This is a genomic window from Chryseobacterium carnipullorum (genome assembly GCF_900142785.1).
Classification (GTDB): domain Bacteria; phylum Bacteroidota; class Bacteroidia; order Flavobacteriales; family Weeksellaceae; genus Chryseobacterium; species Chryseobacterium carnipullorum.
Genome location: NZ_FRCD01000018.1, coordinates 19,876 through 32,462, shown reverse-complemented (window position 1 = coordinate 32,462; position 12,587 = coordinate 19,876). Strand labels below are relative to the sequence as shown.

Below are 12,587 nucleotides of genomic sequence, written 5' to 3'. Positions count from 1 at the left end.
ACTAAAACACACATAATATTCAATAGAAACAGGCATTGAATGAAAAATATTTAAATATTTTATCAAATGTTTTGTTTTTTAATTTTTTATAATATAAATTTGGAGACCAAACCATTAACAATATATTATGAAAAAGCTATTTTTCGGAGCTCTTATACTGAGCTTTATGTCTGCCTGTAACAATGATACTCTTTCCAATCAGGAGGATGCATCACAGGACCCAGGTACAACGCCTAATATGCTGGCATCAAAAAGATCCTGCCCTTCTGACCTTATTAGAGAGAAGGCCCTCAAAAGTGATCCTGCATTAAGAGCCAGATTTGAAGCTAACGAATTACAGTCTGATAAATTTTTAAGAGATCTGTCAATGGGTAAAGTGCTTGCAGACGGAACTGTTGAAATTCCAGTGGTCTTCAATGTGATCTATAATACCACTTCCCAAAATATTTCTGATGCAAGAATTGCAGAACAAATCGCCGTATTGAATGCTGATTACGGTGCTACAAATTCTGATATTAATAAAATACCGGCAGCATTTCAGCCTTCTGCAGCCGGCAATGTAAAAATCAGCTTTAAATTGGTAGCAACCAATCGTAAGCAAAGCACAAAAACCGCCTGGAGATCTGATCTTGAAGAAATGAAAAAATCAACTACCGGAGGCATCAATGCTACTGATCCAACCAAAAACATGAATATCTGGGTAGTTAATTCTATCCTTGATGAGAACAATCAGCCGGGAACACTGGGATATGCCTACTATCCGGAATCTGCAGGATTATGGTATGATGGTCTGGTAATAGGTTACCAGTATATAGGAAAAACAGGTGCTTCAGCTCCATTTAATTTAGGAAGAACAGTTACACACGAAGTAGGTCACTACTTAAACCTGCCTCACCTTTGGGGATCATCTAACGCTGGATGTCAGACAGATTACTCTAATGATACTCCTACTTCTCCTGGCCCTAACTATGGAACACCATCTTATCCTTTAAACAGAGTTTGTGGAGGAGTAAGCCGTTCTCAAATGTTTATGAACTATATGGATTATGTAGACGACAAAGCAATGTTTATGTTCTCTGCTAACCAAAAAACAAGAATGCAGGCTGTAGTAGCAGCAGCTGGCCCAAGAGCTGGATTAAGATAATAACACCCAAATTAACTTTACATAAAAGAGCCTGAATTTTCATTCAGGCTTTTTGCTTTTTTATAATTTTCTTGTGTTATTATCCGGAGTATAATCCATAAAGAGATCTCCATCCAACGTAACCGATTTTACTTTCTTTTTAATAGGAACGGTAAGATCTGCATGCTTTTCATTTTTCTCCCATAAGCCGGGTGAGAAGTGAAGTTTTTCAACAGATCCGTCTTCATAATTTAAAACAGCATCAAACGGGATGGCAAATCCACCCACATTATCCACATTAACGGTAAGAAGATCGTTAAGCTGTGAAGCACCGGTTATTTTTAAATCAATATAATTATTCGTGTAGAACCAGTTTTGAAAGAACCAGTTCAGATTTTTACCTGAGCCTGTATTCATAGAATTAAAATAATCCCACGGTACCGGATGTTTTCCATTCCAGTTGTCCATATAGTGCAGAAGCGCTTTCTTGAACAGATCATCTCCTAAATAATCTTTCAATGCAAGATAAGACAGGGATGCTTTTACATAGGAATTGTTTCCGTATCCTGCACCACTTACCTGTGTGCTCATCGTAATCACGGGCTGATCCTGTTCAGCAGAGGGATCTTTAATCCACTTTTTTACCCGGAAATTCTTATAAAATTCTTTTGCTGCGGTTTCCTCGTTTTCATCGATTCCGATCAGATATTCAAGGGTGGTAGCCCAGCCTTCATCCATAAAGGCGTAACGGGTTTCATTGATCCCCATATAGAAAGGAAAATAGGTATGGGCGATCTCATGATCTGCTGTCAGCCTTGCATCACGAAGATCATCAGGAATGCTGGTATCGTTGATCATCATTGGATATTCCATATCTGCATAGCCCTGGATAGCGGTCATCACATTATAAGGATATTCCACACCCGGCCATTTCTTTGAAAACCAGTCCAGATTATAACGCATCCAGTCTACATATTGTTCAAAATCCTTAGCGCCTGTTTTATATGCGGATTGAACACTTGCTCTCTTTGTTTTTAACTGAACACTTGCCCCATCCCAAACATAATGATTGCTTAGCGCAAAACAGAAATCTGTAATATGACTGGCTTTGAATTTCCAGACATTCCATTTGTTCTGCTTCGTTACTTTTCCGGATCTCATTTCCTGCTCAGAGGCAATATGCATTACCTTATCGCTTTTGAGAGAGGCCTTGTATCTTTTCAAATATTCCGGCTGAAGTACGGCATCAGGATTCAGAAAATCCCCGGTAGCCCATACAACAAAATTCTTCGGAGCAGAGATGGTGAAATTATAATCATTGAAATCATTGTAAAATTCCTGTCTGTCTGAGTGAGGAAGCATATCCCAGCCATTATAGTCATCATACACAGAAATTCTGGGGAAAGAATAGGCTACATAAAAAGTCTCAGGATCTATCTGCCCTTCTCTTCCACTTTGCACAGAAAGCGGGTACTCCCACTCTATTTTCACTTCAGCTTTAGCGCCGGCTTTCAACGCTTTATTCAGTTTTACTTTTTCTACAGTTCCCCAGTCGTCACTGTTTATCGCATATTTTTCACCGTTTACGATAAACGATCTGATATGAAGTCCTGAAGACAGAAAATCTTTAGATACCAGCCCAGATCTTGGAGACTGCGGTTTATGAAGATTATTTACAAATCTGATCGCCAGCTCATGGAGTTCGTCCGGACTGTTGTTGCTGTATACGATCGTTTCTTTTCCTGAAACTGTTTTCGTTGCAGCATCTACTTTTACCTCAACATTGTAAATTCCTTTGTTCTGCCAATAATTTTTGCCCGGCGCCCCGGAAATATCACGGGTTCCTTTCTCAAAGGCTTTTTTAATATTTCTCGGCATATACAGCTCCTGCGCAGCGATTTGCTGCATAGAAACAACCACTACCAGAGCATAAAGAAATCGTTTCATAACTCTAATTTTTAAAAATAAGTATCAAAATTAGCGAAAATGTAACACCAGCCAGCCATTTCTTTTATAATAATGTTTTATGAATATCAGTTTTTTATTTCTTTGAAAGGAAAACAGGTATCGGAAGATTGGAGTTGCCTGATTAAAGCCTGTCAGCCTCCTCTGTTTTTTTTATTGTTTTAGCATTCTTGACAGACTGGTTCCCGAAATTGAATTTCAAAGAAAGGGTAAATCCTTGGGTATCTCCATAATCCAGGAAGTAATTATCCTGATTGGCGTATTTTGTACTCACTTTCTGCCCCATAGTCCTGAATATATCATTACAGATAAGGGAAGCTTCCAGCTTCTTATTAAAAAATTTCCGATTCATCACAAAATAAGCAGACCAAGCACCGGAGATTCTGAAAGTCCCCTGTATCCCAGGTGAATAATATTTGTGGCCAATTTCCATTTTCCAATCATTGGTTTTATTTAAAGTAATTCCGGTTGAAATAGTAGAGCCCCAGTTCCAGACCTTGTTTTCATAGAGAAGCCCGTCGATTCCTTTGAAATAATTTTCATTGTGTTCAAGATTCTCAGAAAGGATCACAGTCCACCAGGGTTTGATCTGGAAATTTTTATAAAGACTTGCTCCAAAAGCCTGTCCTTTTTCAATATTGGTAAAATAGTAGATCAGATTATGGGTACTGGGTTCCTGAAATGAAATTTCCATGGATGGATAGATCTCTTTCCTGTAATAAAGGTCCAGATTCCAGCCTTTCCATGAATAAGTAAAATTGAGATTATGAATGATCGTCGCTTTCAGCTTTGGGTCTCCCTGATAATAAGAGAATAAATTATAGTAAGATTTGGCAGGATTCAGCCATGAGTACGATGGCCTGCTGATTCTTTTTCCGTAGGAGAATCCAAATTCATGTTTGTTCTCTGTGGAATACTGAGCGTAAAAAGTAGGAAAAAGATTCCAATACTTATTTTTGTTTTGTTCATAAGGTTCAGAAACCACACCTTCCAGATCCGTCATTTCTGCACGAAGCCCTCCTTTAAAATTCCATTTTCCAAGATGGTACGCTAATGAAGAATAAAGGCCCATATTGTGTTCTTTATAATCAAACAGACTGCTTTTTTCAGGTCTGAGCTGCAGGTTTCCATTTTCGTTATCTGAAAAATCCAGTCGGCTCATTGTTTTTACAAAACTATATTTCACCCCGGATTCAAGCTCCAGGTTTTTATTTTTCCACTGATAATCTGCCTGCGTGGAATAGAGCTTAACATCTGTTGTATTTTGAGTAAAAAAATTATCATCTCTGGGTGATTCTCCCGCAAAATTCAGATGAGTAAGCACATTCTGATATTTATCCCCATTGTTTCCTGTAAAATAACTGATCCATGAAAGGCTGCTTTTCTTATTAAGTTTTCTGTCCAGCTGAAAGCTTAATGAATTATTGATCGTTCCGGACTGATGGTCATTGATGGTTGTATAATTGGATTCAGCTATATCCTGACTGTTATAGATTAAGGTAGGTACCATGTAAGTTCCAAAAGATTTCGGACTGAAGTATCCTGAATAATTTAAGCTCAGGTTGGTGAGGCTATCAATTTCATATTCAGCGTTGAAGTTAATGGTATTCTGTGCTTTATTTTTATCTTTCCTGTTCATGGTACTTACCCACCTGGTCTGACTTCCCTGATAATTTACATAATCTGTTCCTTCCCGATAATACGTTCCAAAGCCTCTGTAATAACTTCCCATCAAGGATAGCTTATCTTTTTTATAATACTGGGATATTCCTGCAACCCCTTTTGCATATTGAGTCTGAACATATTTTGACGAAATAATCCCCCGGTAACCTTCGATCTTATTTTTTTTCATGACAATATTCAGGACTGCGCTGCCTGATGCTTCATATTTTGCTGGCGGATTGGTGATGACTTCTACAGATTTTATTTCGCCACCCTCCGTGTTTTCAAGAAAATTCTTAAGCTCGTCTCCTGTCAGCATTACTTTTTTATCATTGATCGTGACCAGAATTCCCGTCCCTCCTTTAATGGCAATTACCTCATTGTTTATCGTCACACCTGGCGTTTTCTTTACTATCTCCCAGGCATTGAGAGAAGAAATATTGCTGTTTTCTACATTGAATTCCAGACGGTCTACTTTTCTGGTGACCAGAGGTTTCTGTTGGGTCATAACGACTGCCTCTATTTCCTGTGTGTTTTTCTTAAGAATGATTTTTAAAAGCGCACTTTCCTTATTTACATTCATTCTTTTTTCAAACGGAGCATAGTCTGTTTTTTTTACTGTTATTTTTACAGAATCTGCTACTATTCCTTCTACAGTAAAGTGACCGTCACGATCTGTTCTCGCTGTTTTGATCAGTTCATTTTTTAAATTATAAACGTCAATATCTGCGGAAGGAACTTTTCCATTCTCAGTATCCTCTACTGAACCTTTGATGATCTGTGTCTGAGCAGACATCAACATTGGAAACAGCAGCAAAAGAAAAATTTTATACATAATTGATTTTGAAAAGCATGGATGTTACTCTGCCTGACGGTTCAAAATTCATTATTTGTAAAGAGAATTTCGGTTAATGGAAGGTTAATGATGGGTTAATGTCCATAAAGAGAAAGGCTAAAGTTTTATCTTTGTTTCAATGATGTCCAAAAGTAAATCCCTCATCGCTCTTTTCGCTGCACTATTCCTTCTTTTGTTGGGAATACAGGGATACTTTATGTACAAAACGTATCAGGTGAAAGAACGTGAGATCTACAGGACCGTCCATGAAAAAATCACTCATTATACCGATCAGCTGGAAGATCTGGGTGGAATAAAAAACAGAACAGATGATACGATCCAGAAAATTCTGATCGAATATCACGACAAAAAAATAAGCAAAAAAGACTTTCTTGAATACTTTAATAAGAATAAAAAAGAAAATGAAGCGCGCTTAAACACCTATGTAGACAACAGTTTTAAAAAAGAAGGTTATAAAATTGCGGCAAAAATTGAATACACTTCTATAGTCTATCTTCCTGACGGCTCTCCCCTAATTGAATGCCCCCTCGTCCTGTACGAGACTTCCAATAAAGTAGTCAAACCAAAGATCTCCAATACCGGAACCTGGGAAACAACCTCAAAATTTTCTCCTAAAGACGGCGGACCGAGTAAAAATGAGTCCTTTTTAGTGAAAAGCAATACAGGTTTTGAAATTTTAAATATCAAAACAATTATATTTAAAGAGCTTGCCCTTCTTACGATATGCTGTGCTGCAATTCTTTTAAGTGTCCTTTTGATTTACATTTTTACCGTTAAAAATCTCGCAAGACAACAGAAACAGGTAGAAGTTCTCCACACCGTTGTGGATAACATCTCTCATGAATTCAAAACCCCGATCGCCACTTTGAAGATCGCATCGAAAGCGTTAAAAAAGGAATGGAATCCGGAAACCCTGCCCCTTATCGACCGGCAGATTACTCGCCTTGAAAACCTGATGTCCCAGATTCATAAAGATGAAACACCAGAAACATCCCAATCTATACAACCTGATGACTGGAATTATTTTGTACAGGATATTGATTTTACCTATCCTGAAACCGATTTCGAGTTGATCAACCAGGTTTCGGAAGAACTTCCTTTTGACAAAAATTTGATGGAAACCATTATCAAAAACCTGTGCGAGAACAGTGTAAAATATGGAGCTTCTTATGTGAAAATGCACATCACCACCATTTCTCAATGTCTTAAAATAGAAGTAAGTGATAATGGTTGTGGTATAGAGAAAAGTGAACTCACTGATATTTTTGAAAAATTTTACAGGATTCAGTCAAATAATATCCATAATACGAAAGGTTTGGGACTCGGACTTTATTTCGTCAAAAATATCGTCACAAAATATCATGGTACTATAGACGTTTCCAGCTATCTCCAATCCGGAACCACATTTAAAATATCGATTCCTTATGAAAACTAAGATCCTTTTGGCGGAAGATGACCCGGATTTCGGTCTGATCCTGAAGCAGTATCTTGAACTGGAAGATTTTGAAGTCTCATGGTTTCAGAACCCTGAAGATATTGTCCGTCTTCTCCCAACGGATTTCCCATTTCACATGGGTATTCTGGATATTATGATGCCTTCAATTGACGGTTTTTCTTTAGCAAAAATGATTTTAAAGGAGAAAAAAAACTTCCCTCTGCTTTTTCTGACCGCCAAAAACCAGAAAATAGACCGCCTGATGGGTTTAAAGATCGGAGCGGACGATTATATTGCCAAACCCTGTGATCCGGAAGAACTGGTTTTAAGGATTAAAAATATTATTAAAAGAACACGGCCTGCTTATTCTCCACAAATAAAAATTGGTGAATATTCATTGGATACCGAAAAACTGTTGCTTTCTCATCATTCAGGAAATATACGCCTTACGATCCGAGAACAGGAACTTCTGCTTTATCTCCTGCACCATAATGGGACGATGATCAAAAGAGATGATATTCTGGATACTCTCTGGGAAACGAATGATTATTTTACAGGAAGAAGCCTTGACGTATTTATCAGCAGGCTCCGAAAATATTTCATCAATGATCCTGCAATAAAAATCCAATCCCTGCGAGGAATTGGATTTGAAGTTGATTTTCCCGTTACCTGATCTCTCATTAAAAAGAAAGCTCTGCCAATACAGGAAAGTGATCTGATGGATAGAGTAGATTTTCTCTTCTGTCGTTGATATGTCTCAGGGATTTTATCTTGAATCCTTTGACGAAAATATAATCAATTCTGTCTTTAGGAATTTCATTAACGTTGAAAGCGGTGAATGTTCCTTTAGGCCCATAAGGTTTCGATTCGGAATGATAAAAACTGTCATTTAAATTCTGGGAGAGTATTTTGATCGGCTCAGAATCTTCTGTCAAATTAAAATCTCCGGTTAATGTTAACGGAAGATTTTTAGTATTGATTTCTTTGATCTTTTTCAAAATAAGTTCAGAAGATTTCACTCTCGCCACATTTCCGATATGATCAAAGTGAAGGTTCATCGCCAGAAATTCTTTTTTTGATTTTTTATCTTTGAAAACTGCGTAGGTACATATTCTGTTAAGAGCTGCGTCCCATCCTCTTGAAGGCTTTTCCGGTGTTTCAGAAAGCCAGAATGTTCCGGATTTTACCACCTGAAGTCTGTTGGTATCATAAAAAATAGCTGAAAATTCTCCTTTTTCTTTTCCATCGTCTCTTCCAACACCGATGTAATCATAATTCTTAAGTCCTGCCTTGATATCTTTCATCTGCTCCGGAAGTGCTTCCTGAACTCCGAAATAATCAGGATGATAATAATTCAATAAATCTACAGCATCCTGTTTTCTTTCTGTCCATGCATTTTCCTTATCTGATGTTACCTGTAGTCTGACATTAAAGCTCATCACCTTAAGATCCTGCGAAAATCCAAGTGCAAAAAACAGTAAGGATACAATTGAAAATCTGAAATTCATATGTCTATTTTTTAATTAGAATAACAAAAATAGAACTTCTTTGCGAGAGAAGAGGACGGTTTGAAACTACATTATGATTAATTAATCTAGAGAGGAAAGTACAACCTAGTTTACATCAACAAAAAACCTAAACTTCACTTGAAGTTTAGGTTTCTCCATAAGAACCAAATCTATGTTTTTATTCTCTGGTAAATTTGTATTCTCTGTCTGCCTGCTTAAAGACAAGATCCTTTTTATCTTTGCTGAATGTCAGCGTTATTCCCGCTTCATCGAAAGTAAACTGATTACTGCCAGCATATTCAAGAGGAAACTCCGGCTGGTTACCTGCTTTGACATAAAGCTGCCCATTTTTATCAGTAAAAACCAATTTGATGGCATCACTTTTAGTCCCATAGGTTCCTGCAAATTCTTTTGTATTGACCTTTTCAACTGTTTTTGTTTGTGCTGAAGGCCAGATATTGTTTTTCATATTCACATCAGGAATCATAGAATCCGGATCAAGCATTACCTCATCAATTTCTTTATTGGAATTCACTTTCAGCGTGCATTCTGTATTACGCTTCCAGACTTCAACAGGAATTTTTAAGATTTGTTTGGTTCCGTCTTTAAATTTCACCTGAACAGTGGTAGGCATTGGTAGCTGACCAAGGTTTTCAACAGTGACCTGAGCTCCATTTTTAAAATCACCATTGACATATCTCACATCTTTAACAGACTGATCAATCTTCCATTTATTGATAAACCATCCTCTCCAGAACCAGTTCAGTTCTTCTCCTGAAACGTTTTCCATGGTATGAAAGAAGTCCCAAGGTGTAGGATGTTTGAACGCCCATCTGTCTACGTAAGTTTTGAAAGCTTTATCAAATTTTTCAGGGCCTAAAACAGATTCTCTTAAAACCTGCAGTCCCATTCCGGGCTTAAAATAAGCCAAAGCGCCGATGCTTCTTTCTTTCATATTGTCCGGCCCTACCATGATGGGTTCAAGATTGTCCCCCATCATAAAGCCTCCGGCTCTGGCAATATTTTTTTTGGTGTAATATTCTCCATTGTTAAAAGCCTTTGTGGATAACTCGTTGATAAAGGTGTTAAACCCTTCATCCATCCAGGCAAACAGTCTCTCATTGGAACCCACGATCATTGGAAACCAGTTGTGACCAAATTCATGATCCGTAACTCCCCAAAGGTCTTCACCCGCGGAATTCATATGACAGAAGACAATTCCCGGATATTCCATTCCCCCTTCATTTCCGGCTACATTTGTCGCTGCCGGATAAGTGTATTCATACCATTTTTGGGAATAATGCTCAATCGCTGCTTTTGTATATTCCGTAGATCTGCCCCAGGCTTTTTCTCCAGCACTTTCTGCGGGATACGCTGATATAGCTACGGATTTTTTGCCACTCGGGAGATTTATTTTTGCCGCATCCAGAATAAATGCCGGTGATGATGCCCAGGCAAAATCACGGGTCTGATCAATTTTAAATTTCCATGTTTTAGTTCCGGAAGACTGATTTTTTCCGATTTCAGATTCCGGACGGATCATCACCGTCTTATCACTGTTTCTGGCCTGCTCCCATCGGTTGTTTTCTTCTTTGGTGTATACTTCTTTATAATTCAAAAGATCACCGGAAGCTACCACATAATGATTCGCTGGCACTGTGATATTGGCATTAATATGACCATATTCCAAATAAAATTCAGCTGCTCCAAGATAAGGCAGCGTATTCCATCCCATTACATCATCATAGACACACATTCTCGGGTACCACTGAGCTACCGTAAATATTTTGCCGTTTTTCGTCTTCTGTATTCCCATTCGATCTGATCCGTATTCCGGAGAGATAAATGAATATTCAATTTTGATCTTTGCAATACCCCCTTTAGCTTTTAATTCTTTTGGGAGATCGATCTGCATTCTGGTATCAGTCACTGTATATTTAACGTCTTTACCATCAAGCTTTACCGATTTAATTTTATATCCTCCTTCCAACTCTTCACCATGCGCTCCGTTTCTGCTGCCCGATGCCGGAACTACCGCATTACCACGGGAGTCTTTTGCAAATAAATTCTGGTCAAGCTGAAGCCATAAAAACCCCATCTGATCAGGACTGTTATTGGTGTAAGTAATTTCAGCAGTCCCTGTAATTTCATTTTTAGCTTCATTAAGGCTTACATTCAGATCATAATCTGCAGAATTCTGCCAGTAAGCATGTCCGGGTTGTCCACTTGCAGAGCGTGTCTCGGTAGCTGTCTGAGGGTAAAAGAAAGGCTTAAATGCTTCTACATAGCTGTATTTTGGAGTATCCTGGGCCAAAGCAGATCCCGATAAAAGGAAAACTGCTGCCGCAGCTACAAGACTTGGAAGTTTATAATTCATTGGAAATAATTTATAATATTTCTATGATAAGTTACAAAAGATCCCGGAATCGTTACAAGTCCGGGATCTTTTTATGAAAATTTTAATTTAATTTGTTTTTTTTGCCTTGATCATGGCTTCAAGTGCATCCCACATTTCTTTCGGAATATCTTCAAGCATATTGAATTCTCCGGCTCCCTGAAGCCACTCGCCACCATCTATGGTAACAACCTCTCCATTCATATAAGCTGAATAATCTGAAACGAGATACGCGGCAAGATTGGCAAGCTCCTGATGTTCTCCTACTCTTCTCAAAGGAACTTTTTTCTTCATATCAAATTTTTCCTGAAGATCTCCGGGAAGCAATCGGTCCCATGCTCCTTTAGTAGGAAAAGGTCCGGGCGCAATTGCATTGAAACGGATACCATACTTTGCCCATTCTACTGCCAGTGATCTGGTCATCGCCAGAACTCCTGCCTTTGCACACGCTGAAGGAACTACATAGGCAGATCCTGTCCATGCATAGGTGGTCACAATATTCAGAACTGTTCCCGGGCTTTTGGAATCAATCCAATGTTTACCAATAGAAAGGGTACAGTTTTTTGTTCCTTTTAAAACGATATCTAAAATAGAATCAAAAGCGGAGTGCGTCAGTCTTTCGGTTGGTGAGATGAAATTTCCGGCTGCATTGTTCAATAAAATATCAATTCTTCCAAATTCTTTCAGTGTTGCTTCTTTCATCGCTTCCACCTCATCCCAGTTCCTTACATCACACGCAACACACAGAACTTTACCTCCCGTTTCCTCTTCCAGTTCTTTTGCTGTTCCCTGTAATTTCTCAAGATTACGGGAAGTGATGACCACTTTTGCTCCCAGTTCCAGAAAATATTTGGTCATTGCTTTTCCCAGACCGCTTCCGCCTCCCGTTACAATCGCTACTTTATCCTGTAATGCCCCTTCGCGCAACATAGGCTGTGTATATAAGTTCATATGATTTTATTTTTCCTAAAAATACTAAATATTGAATGGATGCCATTTAAAATAATGGGATAAATAATAATGTTATAAATAGTTATTCTCTCCACGGGAAAAACAATACTGTTTCTACCCATTCACACCCATAAAAAAAACAACCCTGTACAGATGACAAGGTTGCTGAATTTTATATTGACCGTCTGGTCGTAAAAACTGATTATGAAACAACTACACCTTTGAAAGAAAGGGTTTTAGGGGTTTTGCTCTCACTTGTCGTTACATTGACTGTTTTCATGAACGCTCCGGCAGCTGCTGCATTGTAGCTAGCTTCTACAAATCCTTTTTTACCAGGAAGAATCGGAGTTTTAGTGTAGTCTGCTGTTGTGCAACCACATGACGGAGCTACGTTTTCAATAACGATTGGCTTTGAAGAGGTATTGGTAAACTCAAATCTGATAAGCTTTGGTTTTCCCTGAGGAATATTTCCTACGTCAATAGATTCTGATTTCCATTTAATAGCATCTGCCACCATTTTTACTACTGAAGTAGTTTCACCTGGAAATACATTTGCATAAAACGGAGAGAATGCAAAAACGGCTAAAAGAGCTGAGATTGTTAATTTTTTCATGAGTATAAATTTTAATAGTTAATAAAAATCAAAGAAACGGGTTGTGATCTTTTGATGATTCAAATATAAAGAGGAAAAT

General features: G+C 38.1%; 9 protein-coding genes. 3 read left to right on the top strand and 6 right to left on the bottom strand.

Features of this window, described 5'->3' with window-relative positions:
• Nucleotides 1–127 precede the first annotated feature (127 nt).
• Nucleotides 128–1,144 carry a zinc metalloprotease gene (locus BUC06_RS18640; RefSeq protein WP_073335508.1) on the top strand — a complete coding sequence of 339 codons (1,017 nt, stop codon included), beginning with the start codon at nucleotides 128–130 and terminating at the stop codon, nucleotides 1,142–1,144.
• Between the two features lie 60 nt (nucleotides 1,145–1,204).
• Here the strand turns inward: BUC06_RS18640 and BUC06_RS18635 are convergent, their stop codons facing one another.
• Nucleotides 1,205–3,070 (bottom strand): M1 family metallopeptidase, encoded by a 1,866-nt coding sequence (locus BUC06_RS18635; protein ID WP_073335507.1) that lies wholly within the window; start codon nucleotides 3,068–3,070, stop codon nucleotides 1,205–1,207.
• Nucleotides 3,071–3,212: 142 nt separating this feature from the next.
• The gene (locus tag BUC06_RS18630) at nucleotides 3,213–5,585 is read right to left on the bottom strand and encodes an outer membrane beta-barrel family protein (protein WP_073335506.1); all 2,373 of its coding nucleotides are present in this window, start codon (nucleotides 5,583–5,585) and stop codon (nucleotides 3,213–3,215) included.
• Between the two features lie 139 nt (nucleotides 5,586–5,724).
• Here BUC06_RS18630 and BUC06_RS18625 point away from each other — a divergent pair, with 139 nt between their 5' ends.
• Nucleotides 5,725–7,041, top strand: a complete 1,317-nt coding sequence (locus tag BUC06_RS18625; RefSeq protein ID WP_073335505.1) for a sensor histidine kinase — start codon at nucleotides 5,725–5,727, stop codon at nucleotides 7,039–7,041.
• The gene (locus BUC06_RS18620) at nucleotides 7,031–7,714 is read left to right on the top strand and encodes a response regulator transcription factor (RefSeq protein ID WP_073335504.1); all 684 of its coding nucleotides are present in this window, start codon (nucleotides 7,031–7,033) and stop codon (nucleotides 7,712–7,714) included. The genes BUC06_RS18625 and BUC06_RS18620 overlap by 11 nt, the downstream gene beginning before the upstream one ends.
• A gap of 7 nt (nucleotides 7,715–7,721) precedes the next feature.
• On the opposite strand, the gene BUC06_RS18615 is transcribed toward BUC06_RS18620, so the two are convergent.
• The 4 genes from BUC06_RS18615 to BUC06_RS18600 all read right to left on the bottom strand — a co-directional run bounded on the left by BUC06_RS18615 (nucleotide 7,722) and on the right by BUC06_RS18600 (nucleotide 12,508).
• Complete coding sequence (locus BUC06_RS18615; RefSeq protein WP_073335503.1) at nucleotides 7,722–8,549, bottom strand: endonuclease/exonuclease/phosphatase family protein; 828 nt, start codon at nucleotides 8,547–8,549, stop codon at nucleotides 7,722–7,724.
• A gap of 178 nt (nucleotides 8,550–8,727) precedes the next feature.
• Nucleotides 8,728–10,926: a M1 family metallopeptidase gene (locus BUC06_RS18610; protein WP_073335502.1), complete on the bottom strand. Its 2,199-nt coding sequence runs from the start codon at nucleotides 10,924–10,926 to the stop codon at nucleotides 8,728–8,730.
• A gap of 87 nt (nucleotides 10,927–11,013) precedes the next feature.
• On the bottom strand, nucleotides 11,014–11,895 hold the full coding sequence (locus tag BUC06_RS18605) for an SDR family oxidoreductase (RefSeq protein WP_073335501.1): 882 nt from the start codon (nucleotides 11,893–11,895) through the stop codon (nucleotides 11,014–11,016).
• Nucleotides 11,896–12,097: 202 nt separating this feature from the next.
• Nucleotides 12,098–12,508 (bottom strand): DUF1573 domain-containing protein, encoded by a 411-nt coding sequence (locus tag BUC06_RS18600; protein WP_073335500.1) that lies wholly within the window; start codon nucleotides 12,506–12,508, stop codon nucleotides 12,098–12,100.
• Between the last annotated feature and the right edge of the window lie 79 nt (nucleotides 12,509–12,587).